The 17,911-nt window shown below is 68.5% G+C and carries 19 protein-coding genes and 2 pseudogenes; 6 read left to right on the top strand and 15 right to left on the bottom strand.

What is annotated here, in order from left to right; genetic code table 11:
* Window positions 1-47 precede the first annotated feature (47 nt).
* The 5 genes and pseudogenes from C466_RS02520 to C466_RS02500 all read right to left on the bottom strand — a co-directional run.
* A pseudogene (locus tag C466_RS02520) lies at window positions 48-329 on the bottom strand (hypothetical protein); the annotation flags it as partial.
* Window positions 330-418: 89 nt separating this feature from the next.
* Window positions 419-1,885, bottom strand: a complete 1,467-nt coding sequence (locus C466_RS02515) for an amidohydrolase family protein (protein WP_004597025.1) — start codon at window positions 1,883-1,885, stop codon at window positions 419-421.
* A gap of 165 nt (window positions 1,886-2,050) precedes the next feature.
* Entirely contained in the window at window positions 2,051-3,331 is a 1,281-nt protein-coding gene (locus C466_RS02510; RefSeq protein WP_004597027.1) for an RNA-guided endonuclease InsQ/TnpB family protein, read from the bottom strand.
* Window positions 3,332-3,530: 199 nt separating this feature from the next.
* Window positions 3,531-4,454, bottom strand: a complete 924-nt coding sequence (locus tag C466_RS02505; RefSeq protein WP_004597029.1) for an HhH-GPD family protein — start codon at window positions 4,452-4,454, stop codon at window positions 3,531-3,533.
* A 25-nt stretch (window positions 4,455-4,479) separates the two neighbouring features.
* Window positions 4,480-5,151 carry a DUF7384 family protein gene (locus C466_RS02500; protein ID WP_004597031.1) on the bottom strand — a complete coding sequence of 224 codons (672 nt, stop codon included), beginning with the start codon at window positions 5,149-5,151 and terminating at the stop codon, window positions 4,480-4,482.
* 87 nt (window positions 5,152-5,238) lie between these two features.
* Between C466_RS02500 and C466_RS02495 the strand changes: the two are divergent.
* Both C466_RS02495 and dpsA read left to right on the top strand, forming a co-directional pair.
* Window positions 5,239-6,046 (top strand): annotated as a pseudogene (locus tag C466_RS02495) (carbon-nitrogen hydrolase family protein).
* A 79-nt stretch (window positions 6,047-6,125) separates the two neighbouring features.
* Window positions 6,126-6,674, top strand: coding sequence for a DNA starvation/stationary phase protection protein DpsA (gene dpsA, locus C466_RS02490; protein WP_004597035.1), 549 nt, complete (start codon window positions 6,126-6,128; stop codon window positions 6,672-6,674).
* Window positions 6,675-6,781: 107 nt separating this feature from the next.
* On the opposite strand, the gene C466_RS02485 is transcribed toward dpsA, so the two are convergent.
* From C466_RS02485 to C466_RS02470, 4 genes are all read right to left on the bottom strand, one after another.
* The gene (locus C466_RS02485) at window positions 6,782-7,327 is read right to left on the bottom strand and encodes a DUF1684 domain-containing protein (RefSeq protein WP_004597037.1); all 546 of its coding nucleotides are present in this window, start codon (window positions 7,325-7,327) and stop codon (window positions 6,782-6,784) included.
* Window positions 7,328-7,396: 69 nt separating this feature from the next.
* A complete protein-coding gene (locus tag C466_RS02480; RefSeq protein ID WP_004597039.1) occupies window positions 7,397-8,098 on the bottom strand; it encodes a helix-turn-helix domain-containing protein in 702 nt (233 codons plus the stop codon).
* A 65-nt stretch (window positions 8,099-8,163) separates the two neighbouring features.
* On the bottom strand, window positions 8,164-8,442 hold the full coding sequence (locus C466_RS02475; RefSeq protein ID WP_004597041.1) for a DUF7521 family protein: 279 nt from the start codon (window positions 8,440-8,442) through the stop codon (window positions 8,164-8,166).
* Window positions 8,439-8,837: an ArsR/SmtB family transcription factor gene (locus C466_RS02470; protein ID WP_004597043.1), complete on the bottom strand. Its 399-nt coding sequence runs from the start codon at window positions 8,835-8,837 to the stop codon at window positions 8,439-8,441. The genes C466_RS02475 and C466_RS02470 overlap by 4 nt, the downstream gene beginning before the upstream one ends.
* A 165-nt stretch (window positions 8,838-9,002) precedes the next feature.
* Here C466_RS02470 and C466_RS02465 point away from each other — a divergent pair, with 165 nt between their 5' ends.
* The 3 genes from C466_RS02465 to rnhB all read left to right on the top strand — a co-directional run bounded on the left by C466_RS02465 (window position 9,003) and on the right by rnhB (window position 11,914).
* Window positions 9,003-10,637, top strand: coding sequence for a potassium channel family protein (locus tag C466_RS02465; RefSeq protein ID WP_004597045.1), 1,635 nt, complete (start codon window positions 9,003-9,005; stop codon window positions 10,635-10,637).
* A gap of 125 nt (window positions 10,638-10,762) precedes the next feature.
* The gene (locus C466_RS02460; RefSeq protein ID WP_004597047.1) at window positions 10,763-11,134 is read left to right on the top strand and encodes a 30S ribosomal protein S8e; all 372 of its coding nucleotides are present in this window, start codon (window positions 10,763-10,765) and stop codon (window positions 11,132-11,134) included.
* A gap of 48 nt (window positions 11,135-11,182) precedes the next feature.
* Window positions 11,183-11,914, top strand: a complete 732-nt coding sequence (gene rnhB, locus C466_RS02455) for a ribonuclease HII (protein ID WP_004597049.1) — start codon at window positions 11,183-11,185, stop codon at window positions 11,912-11,914.
* 31 nt (window positions 11,915-11,945) lie between these two features.
* On the opposite strand, the gene C466_RS02450 is transcribed toward rnhB, so the two are convergent.
* The 6 genes from C466_RS02450 to C466_RS02425 all read right to left on the bottom strand — a co-directional run bounded on the left by C466_RS02450 (window position 11,946) and on the right by C466_RS02425 (window position 17,169).
* The gene (locus C466_RS02450; protein WP_004597051.1) at window positions 11,946-12,647 is read right to left on the bottom strand and encodes a TMEM165/GDT1 family protein; all 702 of its coding nucleotides are present in this window, start codon (window positions 12,645-12,647) and stop codon (window positions 11,946-11,948) included.
* Window positions 12,644-13,348: a metal-dependent transcriptional regulator gene (locus C466_RS02445; RefSeq protein WP_004597053.1), complete on the bottom strand. Its 705-nt coding sequence runs from the start codon at window positions 13,346-13,348 to the stop codon at window positions 12,644-12,646. Before C466_RS02445 ends, C466_RS02450 begins: the two co-directional genes overlap by 4 nt.
* A gap of 177 nt (window positions 13,349-13,525) precedes the next feature.
* Entirely contained in the window at window positions 13,526-15,130 is a 1,605-nt protein-coding gene (locus C466_RS02440; RefSeq protein ID WP_004597054.1) for a preprotein translocase subunit SecD, read from the bottom strand.
* Complete coding sequence (gene secF, locus C466_RS02435; protein ID WP_004597056.1) at window positions 15,130-16,026, bottom strand: protein translocase subunit SecF; 897 nt, start codon at window positions 16,024-16,026, stop codon at window positions 15,130-15,132. Before secF ends, C466_RS02440 begins: the two co-directional genes overlap by 1 nt.
* A 71-nt stretch (window positions 16,027-16,097) precedes the next feature.
* A complete protein-coding gene (locus C466_RS02430) occupies window positions 16,098-16,568 on the bottom strand; it encodes a DUF5812 family protein (RefSeq protein ID WP_004597057.1) in 471 nt (156 codons plus the stop codon).
* Window positions 16,569-16,629: 61 nt separating this feature from the next.
* Complete coding sequence (locus C466_RS02425; protein WP_004597058.1) at window positions 16,630-17,169, bottom strand: hypothetical protein; 540 nt, start codon at window positions 17,167-17,169, stop codon at window positions 16,630-16,632.
* Between the two features lie 79 nt (window positions 17,170-17,248).
* Between C466_RS02425 and C466_RS02420 the strand changes: the two genes are divergently transcribed.
* Window positions 17,249-17,893, top strand: a complete 645-nt coding sequence (locus C466_RS02420; RefSeq protein ID WP_004597059.1) for an undecaprenyl diphosphate synthase family protein — start codon at window positions 17,249-17,251, stop codon at window positions 17,891-17,893.
* Window positions 17,894-17,911: the final 18 nt, after the last annotated feature.

Below are 17,911 nucleotides of genomic sequence, written 5' to 3'. Positions count from 1 at the left end.
CCGTCGACGACTCGCCTCAGCGACGGAGCGACACGACGACCTCGTCCCCGCTCGCCGAGGAGCCGGACGATCCGCCCGCGGAACTGACGGCGGCTCCCCTCGAAGCTCGGCTGCTCGGGCACGTCGGGCGCGGTGAAATCGCCGGTCTGGTAGGCGTGACACCACTCGCGCCACGGACAGCCCGCCTCGTCGCAGCGGGGCGACTTCCCGCAGGCGACGCCGCCGAACTCCATGACCGCGTTGTTCCGCACCCGGGACTCGACCGCGGGCATGAGCCTGGACGCGACCCGCTCGAACGCGTCGTCGTCCGAGACGTCGAACGCGCGGTGATTGTGGATATTTATCACACATGATAAATGTCTCAAATATCGGCAGCAACTGGGAGTGGCTGTTGCCGAACGATCCCCGTATATCCGTATCAGAGTGGCAACCTATCTCTGAGCGACTGGAACGCGAGTCGTCCGAGCAACTGACTGGGGCCGCGCTTTGGCAGGTCGCGGGCGACGTTCATCGTACTCGGTGGCTCACTCTCACCGATGCCGAGCTCCCAGTCCGTCTCCGACTCGAAACGGTCCACCGCGGCCTCGACGCGGTCGCGCACCGCATCAGTTTCCATGGTCTTCACGTCACCGGCTTTCATTAGTACGTCGCCGTCCACGATTACCGTCTCCACATCAGCCGGCGCTGCGTTGTTAGCCACCTGCGCCGGGATGTTGGTCAGCGGGGTGAATTTCGGCTTCTCGACGTCCAGCAGAATGACGTCGGCGCGCTTGCCGGGTTCGAGGCTCCCGATCTCGTCGCCGATCCCGAGTGCCTCTGCCCCTTCGATGGTGAGCATTCGTACGAGCTCCATCGAGTCGTACTGGCCGGTCGAGCGCTTGAGGTTCGCTGCGAGCCGGGCTTGCCTCGCCTCGCCGAACAGACTGTAGGAGTCGTGCCAGTAATGGTCGTCGATACCCAGGCCGACATCGACGCCCGCGGCGCGGAGTTCCGGCACCGGCGTCCACTGTACGTCGCCGCCCGTGTTCCAGTAACAGAAAATCGACGGGCAGTGTGCGACCGACGCGTCTGCTTCGGCAGTCCGTTGGATGTCTTCGTCGTCGGCGAGCCGGAAGTGCGCGGCTACAAGTCGGTCGTCCAAGAGGCCAACGTCATCGAGAAGGGCGAGCGAATCCTCGGCGCCATTCGACCGCGCCATCGTGTTGCTCGCCTCCAGTTCGAGCAGGTGCGTGTGGACGAGCAGGTCGGGATACTCGTCAGCGAGTTCGGCGGTGTGTTCCCACAGTTCGCGGGTACATGACCAGTCGTCGTGGGGGTCGATCGTCGCCCGGATGCGGCCGTCGTACGCGCCGTGGTACTCATCGATGAACTCGCGGGCGCGGTCGAACTGCTCTTCGACGGAAACGTCCCAGAAGAGGTCTGAGAGCGCCATCCCGAAGAATCCGCGGAGGCCCGCTTCGCCGAACGTTTCTGCGCCCCCGCTGGGCCGGACGTCCATCGAGTTGACGGTCGTGACCCCACCGGTGAGGAAGTTCAGTGCGGCGAGTTCGTACCCCGCCCGGGCGAAGTAGTCGTACTCGCCCTCGGCGATGTGGCCGAATATGGCGGTCATCCCACTCATCATTTCCATGAGGTCGAGGTCGCTGAACGCGCCAAGCAGCGGCGTCAGTTCGAGATGGGTGTGCGCGTTGACGAGACCTGGCATCACGAGTTTGCCTTCGCCGTCGATGACCAAGTCGGCCGCTAACTCCGCGTCATCGTCCCGAGAGGACCGCACGTCGGTGATCCGGCCATCCTCGATGAGCACCGTTCCTCGCTCGTAGAGTCGATTTCGCTCGTCCACCGTGAGAACGAACGCATCGTGAATCACACAGTCAGCCGTCATTTCCTCCCACCCGTCAGCGTCGTGCGTAGCTGTAATTATTAGTACCTATTTTCCCTCAATTGAGAGCGCGGGTACGCTCCGCGGGTTCTCCCTTCTTGACATCCTCCCCGCGCTGAAGCGCGAGGATTCCCACGGTATCGCACCGCTGGGTTGGGATATTGTGGTTTACGACGTTACCTGTTCTTGAGGCGCGAACGCGCCAGTTTCCTTGTCAAACAAGAACGTCGATGGCTGTGCCAACCAGCCGTTACTCCTATCCACCGAGAGATTCGGTGAACTCGGAGATACTTTCTGCCGAATGTTCTCAGCACCGTTCACATCCGCATTGGCCACTGTACCGCACTCATCGCAGACGTACAGTCCGCGTTCAACACGGTTCGCGTCACACTTCCGGCCACAGCACGAGCACGACTTCGAGGTATCCCGCTCAGACACTTGCTCAACCGTGATGCCTTCCATCTCGGCTTTGTATTCGAGGAGATCGGTGAACCGGTCGAACGCCCATGAGTGTCGGTCAAGATTGCCGTGTTTCCCCCACTCCTTTGACTCGCCGTTCTCCTCATCCTCACGGACACCGGAGAGATCGCCCACCACGATTGTTCCAATTTCCTCGTCAACACACCGCTGGACGATATGCTTCGAGAGGGTGTGGAAGTAGTGGGTGCGACGGGCCGACTTCTTCTGGTTCAGCCGCGTGGCTTGCGCAGAATGCGAATCGTCACACCGGGCGATTCGCTTGCTGAGGTAGTAGTCGTCCTGTTTCAAGCAGTTCAGCGGGTACAACTCGCTGTGACCGTCTTCATACGCGAGCGCAGCGAAGTTGTTGATACCGAGGTCAACACCGACCGTCTTCTCACCGGGGGCTTCATTCACGTCGATCTCGACCTTACAAACGAAGTGTAGTTCCCACTCGTCGCCGGTCCACACAATCTTGACTTGTTGGACGTTCTCCACGGCGGAGAGGTCAATATCGGGGCGAGTCTGGTACGTACACAGGACGAAGTCCGACCAGTACTCCTTCAGGTTCGATCCTTTTGAGAGTCGAACACGGTCGTACTGAGTGTCGAGTTTGAAGCCTTTCTGCTTGAATGTGACCGTGGACCGGGGGTGTTCGTCGCCGTGTTTGCGGTAGCCGGGCGGGTTCGCTCGTGTATCTCCGTTCTGTCGTTTACCGTACCAACCGTTGAACGCTTCAGCGAGTTCTTGAAGGACTCGCTGACTTGACTGAGAATGAAGGTCACCATAGCATTCGTTGGTTTTGAGGTACGCGGTGAGTTCGGTGTGGTTCGGGACGTGACCGATTTCGTCCCAAATCCGGTTACACGTCCACCGTCCGACGTTCCAGAGCTTACTGGCTGCGAACCCGAGCGAATCAAGGTCGTCTCGTACCCGCGACTGGTTCCGTATGGAAGCAGTATAGGTACGGGTAACGACCTGTTTTGCCATACGTAACCTATGTCGATAAAATTACTTGAAGGTGTAGATTGGAGTAGCGTGGAATATCCAGCCGTGCCATCGACCGGTGAACTGTGACGGGTAGTGTCGGATTCATCCCCGCACTAAAGCGCGAGGCTGTCTCCTCGATTCTCCGTATCAAGAGCACTATCACTGCCGGGTAGATCTGTGAGTAGAATACGAACGGGTGTTACCCTCGGAGCCGGACGGTCGTCTCATCTCCGGAGCCTTCGACCTCGACTAATCCATCATCTGCCAAATCCGAAAGGAGCCCTCGAAGCCACTCGCGTCCATGTTCGCCATCTGGCGAGTAATCGACGCGAATACGGTGTCCGAGGGTATCGAGGCCTATGACGTCGCGCTCGCCGAGGAGCCGGACGATCCGCCCGCGGAACTGCCGGCGGCTCCCCTCGAAGCTCGGCTGCTCGGGCACGTCGGGCGCGGTGAAATCGCCGGTCTGGTAGGCGTGACACCACTCGCGCCACGGGCACCCCGCCTCGTCGCAGCTGGGGCTCTTCCCGCAGGCGACGCCGCCGAGCTCCATGATCGCGTTGTTCCACACCCGGGACTCGCCCGCCGGCATGAGCCGGGAGGCGACACGCTCGAACGCGTCGTCGTCGTCCGGGACGTCGAACGCGCGGTACAGGACCCGCTTCACGTTGGTGTCGACGACGGCGTCGCCGTTGTCGAACGCGAACGACGCCACCGCGTTGGCGGTGTACGGGCCGACGCCCATCAGTTCGCTCAGGCCGTCGGGGTCCTCCGGAAACGCTCCGTCGTGGTCGTCCTCGACCTGTCCGGCCGCCTCGTGGAGGTACTTCGCCCGGTTGTTGTATCCGAGCGAGTGGTCCGACCAGAAGGCGACCACGTCGGCGCGGTCGGCCGCGGCGAGGGCTGCGGTCGTCGGCCACTCGTCGAGGAAGTCCCCCCAGGCGGGCACGACGCGGTCTAGCTGGGTCTGCTGGCTCATCACCTCGCTGACGAGGATCTCGTAGGGGTCCTCCGTGCGGCGCCACGGGAAGTCCCGGTGGTCCGCCTCGTACCAGTCGACGGGCGCGTCGCGGACCGCGTCGATGTCGGCCGGGAGCTCGGGCGCACCCTCCGCGTCGGTCATGCGGATCGCTCCGGCCGGCGGCGGTTTATCGGTGCTGGTCCCCGTCGGCGCGGACGGGGTCCATCGTCCGCGGGTCGCGGTCGGGACCGGGGTACTCCCCGCCGACCGCGTCGGGGTACAGCTTCGCGGGGTCGAACACCGCCGCGAACGCGCGCGGTTCCCGGACGCTCACGGGCATGCGGTCGCGCAGCCCGGCGGCGGCCCGCGGTCCGGTCAGCGAGGGGTCGAGGCTCACGACCTGCATCGCGCCGCCGCGGTAGGCGGAGGCCAGCGCGGGGTGATCGCCCGGCGGCTGCGCGACCGGCTCGCGCCACGCCTCGACCGCGTCGCGCCAGTCAGCCGCGAGGTCGGCGTCCGAGAGCGACGCGATCACGGCCTCGGCGTCGTCGAGGAGCGGGTCGCTGGCGACCAGCGTCGTCCACGCGTGCGACCGCAGCGCGTCGAGCGCCTCGCGGGCGTCGCCGCCGACGAGTAGGTCCGCGGCGAGCGCGTCCGCGTCGGCGACGACGCGGGCCGGACTGGGGTCGAGGGGGTCGGTCACTTCGTTCCCCTCACCGCCGGAGTCGCCGTCGCTCCCGGAATCGCCACCGTTCCCGTCCGCCGTCGAGCGCACGTCGTCGAGCGCTCGTCGCACGTCCGCCTCGTCGAGGTCGCCGCCGAGCGCGGCCGCGCGCTCGAACAGGTCGCCGAAGGTCATGCCCGCTGGTCGTCGCCGCGGGCGTATCGTCCTTGCGGCCGGACGGAGAGGCCGAACGTTATTGGCCGCCGCGTCGAAGCCCGCCGCGTGACCGATCGCTCCTCCGACGATCCGACCGTCGCCGTCCCGCAGGTCCCGGTCGAGGACCTCGCTGTCGACGCGAACGCGGACCGACTTCGAGATCGGGCCGCCGACCTGCCGAGCGGCGTCGACCTCGCCGTGTTCCCCGAGTACGCGCTCACGGGGTTCGTGGCCGACGAACGGCTCCGGGAGGCCGCGCTGTCCCGGGACGTGGCGCGCGCACGGCTCGAATCCGTCGCCGAGACCGCCGGCTCGGCCGTGGTCGCGGGGTACGCCGAACGGGACGGCGACGCCGTATACAACGCGACCGCGTACGTCCCGCCGGGAGGGTCCTCCGAGGACGGCGGCGGAGCGTTCTCCGCCTACCGCAAGCGACACCTGTGGGACGACGAGGCGGAGTGGGTCGAGCCCGGCGGCGACCGCGTGATCGTCGAGACGCCCGCCGGGTCGACCGGACTGCTGACCTGCTACGACCTCAACTTCGTCGCGGAGAGCGCGTGGTTCGCTGAGCGCGCGGTCGACGCCCTCGTCGTCGTCGGCGCGTGGCCCGCCGACCACGTCGCGAACTGGCGGCTCCTCGTCCGAGCGCGCGCTCGACGGGGTCAGGTGGACCGTCGGCGCGGGGCGCACGGGAACCGCGGGCGGCGCGCGCCCGGCGGAGGCGGCGACCTACGCGGGCAACTCCATCGTCGTCCGCCCCGACGGCGCGGTCGCCGCCGAGCTCGGCCGGGAACCGGCGACGCTGACCGCGACCCTCGACCGAGACACGCTCTCCGCGCAGCGCGATCTGGTGGGGGCTGTCGACGGCATCTGAAACTATTCTTTCCATTTTCGAAAAAGTAGTTTTCCCAGTAGGAACTATTAAGTAGATCGCGCGCGTGTATATAGTTGAAATGAGCACCCAGAAGCAGGCCCGTCAGCGATACGGCGACGTTCACGAGAGCGAAGCGCTCCGCGTCCCCGAGGAGAAGGCCGAACAGCTCGTCGACGCGCTCAACAGCGACCTCGCGGCGACGTACGTCCTCTACCATCAGATCAAGAAGCACCACTGGCTCGTCGAGGGCGCCGAGTTCCTCGACATCCACGAGTACCTCGGCGAGGTCGCGGCCGACCTCGAAGAGGGCGCCGACGTGCTCGCCGAACGCGCGCAGGCGCTCGGCGGCGTGCCCCTCTCCGGGGGCGCGAACTACGAGGAGCACGCGCCGGTGACCCCCGAGGACGCCGACGCCTACGACATCCGGACGTCGCTGGAGCACGACCTCGAGATCTTCGGCGACATCACCGAGCAGCTCCGCGAGCACATCCAGCTCGCCAACAACCTCGGCGACTACAACACCGAAGAGCAGCTCCGCGAGATCCTCGAAGACGTCGAGGAACACGGCCACCACATCGAGCACTACCTCGAGGACGACACGCTCGTCACGAGCGAGACGCTCGAGTAAGCCGACCGCGGCCGACTGCTTTCGGGCCGTTCCGGCGTCCGATTCTCCGATTTCTGATTTTCGACACCCCCGAGCAGCGCCGATGCCGTCGGTGACCGCCGGATCGCTCAGTCGAGGTCCGGCGCCCGCTCGCCGGCCGGAATCACGATCTCCAGCCAGTTCTCCTCGGGCGGGAGCGGACAGGAGAACGTCTCGCTGTACGCGCAGAAGGGGCTGTACGCGAGGTTGAAGTCGATCGTGACGCCGTCGCCGTCGTCGAGGTCCCGCTCGGGCGCCAGCTCCATGTAGCGTCCCTGATGGTACGTCTGCTGGCCGGTCGTCTTGTCGCGGAAGGGGACGAAGATCGCGCCGTCGTCGCCCTCCTGTCGGTAGCCCGCCAAGGTGTGTTCCTCCCCGTCGACCTCGAACGCGAACGTGACGACCCGGAGGTACCGGACCGGGTTGCTCGCGGTCGTCTCCATCTCGACCGGCTCGGGATCGTCGTGGACCGTGACGGTCGCCTCGACGCGGTACTCCGGATCCGGCGGGAAGTAGTCGAGCCCGTCGAACTCGTCCCGGTGTTCCGGCGGGATCGGCGACTGCGGGTGGTCGTCGAAGAACTCGTCCTTCTCCCGGCGGTTCGCACGGAGCCGCTCGGCGTAATCCTCGGTCATGGCCGGACCGACGGGCGCCGGCGGTTTCAGGCCCGCGGTTCGGCCGCCCTCCCCGTCCCGGGCGTCAGCTCACAGCGCCTGGAGGTCCGCGAGGCAGTCGTCGAGGTCGCGGTTCGACGTCGCCAGCGAGACGCCGTCGACGCGGGCGAGGTCGGCGGCGTGGTCCCACAGGTCGCCGTCCTCGATCCCGTGGAGCACGACCGCGTTCGGCGTCGGGCTCACGACCCGCAGCGCCACGAGCGGCGACTCGCCGCGCGTCACCCGGGTGAACACGAGCGCGCGGTTCGTCGACTGGCCGTACAGCCGGTAGAACTCCTCGCTGGAGAGGCGCGTGATCGCCTGTATCGAGTCGATAACGGTGTGGCCGTTCACGTGGTCGTGGTCGCCGCGGACGATCTCCGTCGCGCCCATCGCCTCGTAGAACTCTTCGAGGGGGACCGCCGTCGAGTACTCGCGGAGGTCGTGGACGATGTCGCTCTCGAACCCAGCCGAGAGCACCCGGGCGTGCTGGCGGAGTCGGCCGCCGCCGCGGCGCTCGTCGATGTCGAGGAGTCCTTCGACGGTGCGGCGGACGACGCCGATCCCCGGGCTCTCCCGGCGGCCGCTCTCGTAGTCCGAGACGACCGACGAGGAGACGCCGAGCTGGTCGGCCAGCTCCGTCTGCGAGACGTCGAAGTCCGTCCGCCACTTCCGGAGCGTCGCCCCCGGGTCGTCGCTCAGCGTTATCTCGCCGGCGATCCGGCGGGAGAGCTCCTCGCGTGCGTCGCTCATGCCGTGAACGGACGGCCGAGCGCCGCAAAAGGGTACCGTTCGTCGCGCGTCGAAAGCCGCTCAGCCTACTCCAGGTACAGCGAGTAGACGATGACCGCGAACCCGACCGCCGTGAGGAGGCCGTCGATGGCGATACCGACCGCGAGGTCGGCGCCGATGATCTGGTGGGAGACGCCGCCCAGCAGCGCGCCGACGGTGACGATCCCGAAGCCGACGCCGAGCTCCCGTAGCGAGCGGTCGCCGGTCCGGTCGTACGCGCGGAGCGCGTAGTAGGTGATGCTGCCACCGAGTAGCAGGATGGCGGTCTTTGCGACGATGATAGTCAGGTCGATGTACGGGCTCATGTTTCCTCTCGTAGCTCCGACCACAGGTCGGCCAGTCGCTCGTCTCGGGTCTGGTCCGGCCGAGAGAACTCCACGTCGAACTCGCGGCGGTCCGCGCCGTCCTCGCCGCCGTCGTCCACCGAGACGGTGACGGCGTCGAACGATACCGAGTACCGCGTCGTGTGCTGCCCGTCCCGGCGGATGTCGGTCGACTCAGAGAGCAGGGAGGCATCGGTGAGCTTCTCCAGCTTCCGGTAGGTCGTCGACAGGGGGATGTCGCACTCCTCGGAGAGCTCGCTCGCGGTCTTCGGCTCGGTGAGCGCCGCGACGATCCGACGGGCCGCGTCGTCGGCCAGCGCGTCGAGCACCTCGTCGACCGACGGCGGCTCCGGGTCTCGCGACGGGTCCCGCACCATGGGTGACGGTTCGGCCCCCGGAACTTAAACCATCGAACTTCGGTCCGACGTCAGGGCGGTCCGATCGGCCGACCGCCGACGGTCGAGTACCCGGCCGACCGGTCCGCGACGGCCGAGCCGGACGAGTCCCCCCGTTTTTGTACGGCCGCGACGTATCGCGGCTCGATGGACACGTGGAAGCGGCGGGTCGTGTTGTACGCGGTCTTTCTCGGCGTCATGCTCACGTTCACCGCCGTCGCCTACCAGTGGGGGATGAGCGCCTTCGAAGACGACCCCCGGACTCTGATCGAGTCGTTCCAGTTCGCGATCGAGATGTTCACGACGACCGGGTTCGGAGGCGACTCGTCGTCGTGGCAGAGCCAGCAGATGCACGCGTTCGTCGCCGTGATGGACCTCGTCGGGATGATGCTGCTCATCGGCGCGCTCCCGGTCGTCGCGACCCCGCTCCTCGAGTCCGCGTTCGCGACGAGCGTTCCCCGGTCGCTGGAGGGCGACGCCGAGGGGCACGTCGTGGTCTGTTCCGACACCACGCGCTCCGACGCGCTCTTGGACGAGTTCGAGTCGGAAGCGGTCCCGTACGTGGTCGTCGAGCCCGATCCCGAGCGGGCGCTGGCGCTGTACGAGGCGGGCCACACGGTCATCCGGGCCGACCCCGAGACGACCGACGGGCTCTCGAGCGCGCGGCTGACGGACGCGCGCGCCCTCGTCACCGACGTCTCCGACCGGGTGGACGCGAGCATCGTCCTCGCCGCGAAGGAGCTGTCGACGGACGTCCGCGCGATAAGCGTCGTCGAGGACCCGAGCCGCGAGCGGTACCACCGGCTCGCCGGCGCGGACGAGGTGCTCTCCCCGCGGTCGCTGCTCGGGGAGAGCCTCGCCTCGAAGGTGACGACGGCGGTGCGGACCGACCTCGACGAGGCGGTGGCGGTCGGCGACCTGCGGATCGCGGAGGTGTCGATCCACCACGGGAGCGGCCTCGCAGGGTCGACGCTCGCGGGGAGCCGGATCGGCGAGCGCACGGGCGTCGACGTGATCGGCGCGTGGTTCAACGGGGCGTTCGAGGCGGCGCCGCCGCCGGACGCGACGCTGTCCGCGGGGACAGTTCTGCTCGTCTCGGGGACCGAGGGGCAGGTGGAGCGGCTCGTCGACCTGACCAACTCGGCGGCCCGCCGGTTCGGCGCGGGAGAAACCCTCGTCGTCGGGTACGGCCAAGTCGGGAAGACCGTCGTGAACGCCCTCGAAGCGGCCGACCTCCCGGTGACCGTCGTCGACCGCGACGGCGGCGAGGCGATCGACGTGGTCGGCGACGCGACCGACCCGGAGACGCTGCGGGAGGCCGGCGTCGCCAACGCGCGCACCGTCGTCCTCGCCCTTCCCGACGACACGACGGCCGAGTTCTCGACGCTCGTGGTCCGCGATCTGGCGCCGAACGTGGAGCTGCTCGCGCGGGTCGAGGACCCCGAGAGCGTGCCGAAGATGCACCGGGCCGGCGCCGACTACGTCCTCTCCCTCTCGACGGTGACCGGGCGGATGTCGGCGTCGGCCGTCCTCACGGACCGCGACGTGCTCTCGCTGGACACCCACGTCGAGGTCGTCAAGAGCGAGGCGCCCGCCCTGAACGGCCGGACGATCGGGCAGGCGGCCGTCCGCGAGACCACCGGCTGTACCGTCATCGCCGTCGAGCGCGGCGACGGCCTCGTCACCGACGTGGGCCCGGAGACGCGGATCGAGCGGGGCGACGAGCTCGTCGTCGCCGGCACGGACGAGGGGGTCCGGGCGTTCGAGCGCGCGTTCGCCTGAGCCGGGTCCCCTCGCGAATTCGGCCCGGGCCACCCGTCGGGGTCGCGGCGCTGCCCCCGCTCGCGCCGCCGATCCCGCCGGGACGAGTCGAACGGTTCAAGTATTCGCTGGCTGTTCGTACCCGTATGAAAGACCAGGGACGCTCCGCGCGCAAGCGGACCGGCGGCCGACTCAAGCACGCCTCGAACAAGAAACGCCACCAGCTCGGCCGCGAGCCCGCCGAGACCACGGTGGGCGAGACGAGCCTCCAGTACATCGACGCCCGCGGCACGGACAAGAAGGTCCGCGCGCTCTCGACGAACGTCGCGCAGGTCGCCGACGACGGCGAGGTCAGCGAGGCCGAGATCGAGAACGTCGCCGACAACCCCGCGAACGTCAACTACGCCCGCCGGAACATCGTCACGAAGGGCGCCATCATCGAGACGTCCGCCGGCCGCGCGCGCGTCACCTCCCGCCCCGGCCAGACCGGCCAGGTCAACGCGGTCCTGCTCGACTGAGCGCGTCCTTTCTGAAGCTATTTCCGCACGCACGCCGACCAGCCACGCGTGTACCTCGGCGTCGACGAGGCCGGCAAGGGGCCCGCGCTCGGACCGATGGTCGCGGCGGCGGTGATCGCCGCCCCCGCGAGCCTCCCGGCCGACGTGGACGACTCGAAGCGGATCGCGCCGGCGCGGCGCGAGGAGATGGCCGCGGCTCTCAGTGGCGACCCCGACGTCGCGGTCGGCGTCGCCCGCGTCGAGCCCGCCCAGATCGACCGTCCGGACACCGACATGAACACGCTCACCGTCCGCGGGCAGGCGCGGGCGGTCGTCGACGCGCTCGCGGCCCTCCCCGCCGGCGTCGACGAACCGGTCCGCGTCGTCGCCGACGCGGGCGACACGAGCGAGGAGCGGTTCGCGGAGCGGCTCGCGCGGTTCGTCGCGGAGGGGGGAGAAGCGGCCGCGGGGGACGATGAAAACGGAGCCTCCGAGGAGGGCCATCGCCTCCCCACCGTCGACGTGACGGCCGCCCACGGCGCCGACGAGGACGACCCCGTCGTGGGCGCGGCGAGCGTCGTCGCCAAGACGGTCCGCGACGCCGCGATGGCTGAGATCGACGCCGCGTATCCGGGATACGACGACCTCGGGAGCGGCTACCCGAGCGACCCGGCGACGCGGTCGTTCCTCGCCGCGTACGTCGGCGACCACGGGACGCTGCCCGACTGCGCGCGCGCGTCGTGGAGCACCTGCGAGGACGCGCTGGCGGCCGCCGAGCAGTCGGCGCTCGACGAGTTCTGAGCCGGTTCGAGGGGCCGGCGCCGCGGTGTTCTCAGATCAGCCCGCCGACGAGGCCGCCGACCGCCCCGACGAACGCCTCCCACACCGAGAAGCCGGTCGCGATCGCCAACACGGTGTCCGCGCCGAAGAAGGCGAACAGCAGCGCGGAGCCCAGGTGCGCGAGCCGCATGTCGACCCGCCCGGCGAACTTGTGGAAGAAGTAGGCGTTCGCGAGGCTCACCGGAATGATCGCGAACATCTCGCCGAACCAGATGGCGGATGTCGCCCCGTACTGGACCGCTAAGCCGATCGTGACGAGCTGGGTCTTGTCGCCGAACTCGCCGGTCGCGGTGAGCGCGAAGATGGGCAGGAAGCCGCCGAGCGACCCCGAGTACCGGTCGAGCCGCCCCGGCAGCGAGAGGTCGTCGAACGCGGCCATCCCGCCGTCCGTGCGCTCCGCCTCGGGGCTCGTCCCGCGGGGCGGTGCGGAGCGGTACAGGAGGACCGCGAAGACGAAGAACAGGACCGCCGTCACGGCGTTGAGCACGAGCGGCGGCAGCGCCGACTGGAGCGCCTGCCCGAACGCGATCTCGACGGCGGTCCACCCGGCGAACGCGGACCCCGCGGCGGCGACGACGATCTTCGGGTCGTACTTCGTCGCGAGCCCGGCGATCATCAGCTGGACCTTCTCGCCCGGGAGCACCGCCAGCTGGGCGGCGAACGCGACGACGAGGATCTCGACGTAGCCGGTCATGCGTCGCTCGCCTCCTGGCCGTCGCCGGCGGCGCTCGACTCCGCGGCGCGGCGGACGTACACGCGGTCCGCGACCGCCTCCGGTAGTCCGTGTTCGTCGCCGTCGCTCGTCCGGACGGTGACCAACCCGAAGGAGGCCACGTCGACGACCTCGACGGTCGTGCCCGGGGTGATCCCCGCGTCGACGAGGAACTCCAACACGTCGGGGTCGCGGTCGCTGATGCGGGCGACCGTGCCCCGTTCGCCGGGCGCTAAGGCCGCGACGAGCGCGGTGCCGGCGTCCTCCGGCGTCGACAGGTCCGCCGGCGGGATCGGGTCCCCGTGCGGGTCGGCGGCGGGGTAGTCGAGGAGGCGCTCGACGCGCCGAGTGAACTCCTCGCTGACGTGGTGTTCGAGCGCGTCGGCCTCGTCGTGCACCTCGGTCGGCTCGTAGTCCAGCTGTTCGGCGAGGAACGCCTCGATGAGCCGGTGCCGGCGCACGACCTCCAGCGCGGCGACCTCGCCGGCGGGCGTCAGCTCGACGCCAGTGTACTTCTCGCGGGAGAGCAGGCCCCGCTCGGAGAGCGTCTCCACCATGCTCGTCACGGTCGCGGGGGTCTTGTCGAGCGCCCCCGCGATCTGCGAGGTGGAGACGGGCGGCCCCGCCCGCGACTCGATCCGGTAGATCGCCTTGAGGTAGTCCTCGACGGCGTCGGTCGGCATACCTGCTTTTGATGGATCTAAATTAATAGTTTGTCGGGTCGTCGTTCAGTCTCTGACGGAGCTCCGGCGGCGGCCCCTTCGGGATCACGAACGAGAAAAATAGCGCTCCGGAGGCGTGACAACTGATCGAACGTCGCATTTGACCGGAAAACGGGTGACCGCGGAGCCCGAGCCGGGTTACCTGACCGTCAGCAGGCGGCGCAGGATGTCGCCGTACGCGGGGCGGGTGATCAGCACGCCTATCAGCACGCCGAGGACGGTGAAGATGGCGAACCCGGAGAGGTCCCCGAGCGACAGCACCATCAGCGGCGACATCGCGATGATCGTCGTCGCCGCGGCCGCGCCGATGACCCAGAACGCCTGTCGGAACCGCGAGTCGAACACCGTCCGGGAGCTCACGTCGCCCTCGCTCATCACCTGGTCGGCGATGATGACGAGGTCGTCGACCCCGGTCCCGACCACGGCGATGAAGCCCGCGATCACCGCGAGTTCGAGCGGGTAGCCGAGCAGCGCCGCGAACCCGAGCAGCGTGTACACCTCGGCCAGCGCCGTGACGATCATCGGCAGGGCGACCCGCGGTTCGCGGTAGCGGAGGAACACCATCCCGGCGACCGCGAACACCGAGAGCACCCCGATGATGAGCGAGTACGTCCGGAAGTTCTCCCCCTGGGAGGCCGAGATGGACGAGGAGGTGCCCTCGCCGCTGATGTCGAGGTCGGCCGGGAGCGCGCCGGCGCGGAGGTTCAGCGAGATCTGCTGGGCCTCTGCGAACTCCCCGGTCGTGAGCCGGAACCGCCCGGTCTCCGCCCACGAGCCGGTGCCCATGTCGTCCGCGAGGCCGGAGTCCATCCCGAAGGAGTTGATGACCTCGCCGTCGACGACGAGCAGGAGACACGGGTTCCGATCCCCGTTCACCTCTTCTATCTCGCCGGTCTCGGAGTTGTACCCGCACTGGTCCGCCTGCGTCTCGTACGCGTCCGGGAAGCCGCGCTGCGCGACCGCGTCTTGGAAGGCGTGCGCCGGCGACTGGCCGTCGTCGTCGCTGTTGCGGACGGTGACGGGCACGTACGCCCCCGGGCCGCGGTCGCTTTGCGTCGCGGTCCCGATCTCGTCGAAGTCGCCCTGGATCAGCGCACCCTCCTGAACGGCGGTCCCGTTCCCGTCGGTGTACGCGATGTCGATCCGGACGGTCCCGCGCTCTTCGAGGAGGTCGATCACTTCCTGCCGACCCTGCCCCGGAACCTCGACGAGGATGAAGTACTCGCCGGTGATCGACTGGACCTGCTGGACGCTCCCGCCGGAGAGCCCCGCCTCGTTGATCTTCCCCTGGATGACGTTCATCGTCTCGTCGCGGGTCTCCTGCGTGACGCCCGAGCGGATCCCGCCGTACTCGTAGCCGGCGGCGTCCATCGCGGCCCGGAACTGGGACTCGGTCACGGTGGGATCCGTGACCTCCACCGCGCTCTCGTCGGGGACGACGCCGACGTTCCGGGTCGAGGCGTTGTCCAACTCGGCCGCGACCGCATCCGCGACCGCCTCGGGACTCTCACCCCCGAGCGCCACGTCGGTGGCGGTGTACCCCGAGAGCGGCGCGCGGACGCGGGTCCCGCCCGCCAAGTCGAGGCCGTACTGGAGGTTCGTGATCCCCTGTTGGGCCTCGCTCGCGTTCTCGCCGGGCGCCGGCTCCGGACCGAACCCGGGCCCGAACAGCGCTACCGTCGACCCGAGCACGACGACGACCAGCAGCAGGATCCGCCAGTTCTCCTTGATCGGTTCGAGCATTACCGGGCCACCCCCTCGAACTTGTACCAGCGAAGCAGCGAGACGTTCAGCAGGTACGTGTTCATCAGGTCGGCGCAGAGCCCGATCGAGAGGATGATCCCGATGTCACGGAGGAGTCCGACGCCGAACACCGAGGCGACGATAGCCATCACGACCATCGCGGCGATGGAGGTGAGCGTCATCGTCACCCCCGTCCGCATCGCGCGGCTGACCGACTCGTAGAACTCGCCGGTCCGCCGCAGCACGGAGTCGTTCAACAGGATGTCCGAGTCGACGCTGTACCCGATGATCATCAAAAGCGCCGCGATCGTTCCGAGCGTCATCTCGATGCCGAGGAGGTTCATCGCCGCGATCGGGATGACGAGGTCGGAGAACGCGGACGCGACGACCGCGAGCGAGGGGACGAACGTCCGGAACAGCGCGAACACGAGCACGCTCATCCCGAGGAACGCGAGCGCCACGCCGAAGAGCGCGGTCCGCGCGGTGTCGCTCGCGAAGCTCGCCGACACCTGATCGACCGCTAACGTGGTAAACCCGGCCGCGTCGGCTTGGTCTTGGAGGTTACTCGCGAACCCCTCCGGATCGTTTTCCGTCGCCTGGAACGTAACGACGACGACCCTCCCCTCGTCGACGTCGTCGCTCAGAATCGTCCGGACCGAGTCGGGCTCGCGGTCAAACGCCGTCTGAACCTGCTGTTCGACATCGCCTCCGTCGGCTGCGACTCGCAGTTCGACGCCGCCGGTGAACTCCAGCCCCATGTTCGCCGGCGCACCGGTGGCGACGACCCAGCCGCCGATGATCGCCAGCGCGAGGACCAGAAACGCGAGCGGCACCGCCGCGAGCTGCCGGTTCGAGTAGTCGGTGTAGTTGACCTCCGGCACCTCGATCACTACCATAACCACCGCTTCCTCCGCGGGCGCGAATAAGCCTTCTTATCTGCGAGGCCGCGGCGGCTCGGTCGCCCTCGCTACGGGAGGTATCGGACCGCCACGACGCCCGGCTCCGCGCGTATCTCGACGCGGTTCACGCCGAGCCGAGCGGCGCGCGAGAGCGTCCCCTCGCGGTCGTCTATCACGTCGGCGACCGCCGCCTCCGTCTCCGACTCCGGCGGCGTCAGCACGTGCACCTCGCCGACGCCCGCGCGCTCCTCCCGGGCGAGCTCCCCGGTCTCGGTCTCCGCGGCGAGCTCGCGCTCGTGGACGGTCGGCGGCTCCGGGCTCTCCTCGATCGACAGCGGCCGGCGCTCCGCGACCTCGATCACCTGGTAGGTCACCTCCATCGGGGGGTCGGGGGCGACGGTCGCCTCCACGGCGTCGTCGACGTCGAGGCCGGGGTTCGAGCTCAGCGTGTGTACCTGTCCGTCGTGGACGTCCTTCAGCACGGCCGAGTCGCTCTCGACGTGCGTGACGAGGAACGTGCTCTCCTTCTCGTCGGTCATTGCGCCGCGGTAGTCGCCCCGACGACTTCCGGCTTTCGAGCCGCGGCCGGCGACTCGTCGCTCACGCGGACACCTCGTCGACGGCCGCGTCGGCGTCCGACCCGCCCCGAAGTCTGAAATGGGTTGCGAAGATCGCGAGCGCCGCCGCCACGGGCGGGACGAACCCGGCTAACTGCGGGAGCGCGTACAGCGCGCCGACAACGGCGGACTCGGTCTGCTGGAGGTCTTGCGGCGTAGAGATAACTAGTGCGACGAACAGCGAGACGAGGAACAGGAAGCCGGCGATCCCCATCCACCGGTCGTACGTCGGCGCGACGCGGTCGCCGCGGCGGTGGCGACGAGCGACGAACAGGATCGGCGCGAGCAGCGGGCCGACGGTGGCCAGCCCGGCAACTACGAACAGCGATCGAGAGAAGAGAAAGGTCCCACCCTGCGCCGAGACCGTTTCGGCCATCCAGACGACCAAGGCGGAGGTGAACAACAGCGCCGCGAACGCGGCCGCCAGCGCGCCGAGCGCGGCGTACGCGCGCATGGTCCACGACTCGGTCGCGCGGAACGCGTAGGGGATCGCGCCGAACACCCCGCGGTAGCTCTCTGCCATCACACGCGGTAGGCGCGTCGGCGAATTAAACCCCTCGTCGGCGGGAAGCCATTTATAGGCGCGACCGGATCCTCCCCACGTGGGTCTCTACGACGCCTACCTCGCGACGCGCCACCGCCTCCACGACGCCGAGCCCCCGGCACACGTCGCCTTGGTGCTCACCGAGCGCGACCTCCTCGCCGACGGCGCGTTCGACACGCTCTCGTCGGCGATCGGCTGGGCGTTCGAGTACGGCGCGGAGCGCGTCACCGTCTCCGTCTCCGTCCTCGACCGCGCGGTCGCCCCGACGCTCGTCCGTGAGTTACGGCGGCTCGACATACCGGCAGAGACCGTGGTCCGCGGTCCGGAAGTCGACGGGTCGCCGGAGCAGGGGGGCCCGGACGCGGCGACGGAGTCCGACGACGCCCCGGTCCGAATCCTGGTCGGGCTCGGCGGCAAAGCGGAGTTCGCCGGCGCGGTCCGCGAACTCGCGAGCGACGTCGCGGCCGGCGAGATAACACCCGAGGCCATCGACGAGACCGACGTCGCGGAGCGGCTGCTGTTCCCCGAGGAGCCCGACCTGGTCATCAAGACCGGCGCCGAGCGGCTCTCCGACTTCGCCATCTGGCAGTCGGTGTACGCGGAGCTGTACTTCACCGACGTGAACTGGCGGGACTTCCGCAGGCGCGAGTACCTCCGGGCGGTGTTGGACTACCAGAACCGGCAGCGCCGGTTCGGCCGGTAGGTTGCGTCGGTTCGGTCG

Source organism: Halorubrum distributum JCM 10118 (genome assembly GCF_000337335.1).
Lineage (GTDB): Archaea > Halobacteriota > Halobacteria > Halobacteriales > Haloferacaceae > Halorubrum > Halorubrum distributum.
The sequence above is the reverse complement of the archived record's forward strand: the minus strand, read 5'-3'. Positions and strand labels throughout refer to the sequence as shown.

Coding starts and splice junctions, on each gene's coding strand:
- C466_RS02470 (WP_004597043.1), bottom strand. CDS start 8,837: ATGGTGCGGGACCCGTCGCGAGACCCGGAGCCGCCGTCGGTCGACGAG.
- C466_RS02430 (WP_004597057.1), bottom strand. CDS start 16,568: ATGACCGACGAGAAGGAGAGCACGTTCCTCGTCACGCACGTCGAGAGC.
- C466_RS02500 (WP_004597031.1), bottom strand. CDS start 5,151: ATGACCTTCGGCGACCTGTTCGAGCGCGCGGCCGCGCTCGGCGGCGAC.
- C466_RS02510 (WP_004597027.1), bottom strand. CDS start 3,331: ATGGCAAAACAGGTCGTTACCCGTACCTATACTGCTTCCATACGGAAC.
- C466_RS02505 (WP_004597029.1), bottom strand. CDS start 4,454: ATGACCGACGCGGAGGGTGCGCCCGAGCTCCCGGCCGACATCGACGCG.
- dpsA (WP_004597035.1), top strand. CDS start 6,126: ATGAGCACCCAGAAGCAGGCCCGTCAGCGATACGGCGACGTTCACGAG.
- C466_RS02440 (WP_004597054.1), bottom strand. CDS start 15,130: ATGCTCGAACCGATCAAGGAGAACTGGCGGATCCTGCTGCTGGTCGTC.
- C466_RS02475 (WP_004597041.1), bottom strand. CDS start 8,442: ATGAGCCCGTACATCGACCTGACTATCATCGTCGCAAAGACCGCCATC.
- C466_RS02485 (WP_004597037.1), bottom strand. CDS start 7,327: ATGACCGAGGATTACGCCGAGCGGCTCCGTGCGAACCGCCGGGAGAAG.
- C466_RS02515 (WP_004597025.1), bottom strand. CDS start 1,885: ATGACGGCTGACTGTGTGATTCACGATGCGTTCGTTCTCACGGTGGAC.
- C466_RS02460 (WP_004597047.1), top strand. CDS start 10,763: ATGAAAGACCAGGGACGCTCCGCGCGCAAGCGGACCGGCGGCCGACTC.
- C466_RS02450 (WP_004597051.1), bottom strand. CDS start 12,647: ATGACCGGCTACGTCGAGATCCTCGTCGTCGCGTTCGCCGCCCAGCTG.
- C466_RS02445 (WP_004597053.1), bottom strand. CDS start 13,348: ATGCCGACCGACGCCGTCGAGGACTACCTCAAGGCGATCTACCGGATC.
- C466_RS02425 (WP_004597058.1), bottom strand. CDS start 17,169: ATGGCAGAGAGCTACCGCGGGGTGTTCGGCGCGATCCCCTACGCGTTC.
- secF (WP_004597056.1), bottom strand. CDS start 16,026: ATGGTAGTGATCGAGGTGCCGGAGGTCAACTACACCGACTACTCGAAC.
- C466_RS02480 (WP_004597039.1), bottom strand. CDS start 8,098: ATGAGCGACGCACGCGAGGAGCTCTCCCGCCGGATCGCCGGCGAGATA.
- C466_RS02465 (WP_004597045.1), top strand. CDS start 9,003: ATGGACACGTGGAAGCGGCGGGTCGTGTTGTACGCGGTCTTTCTCGGC.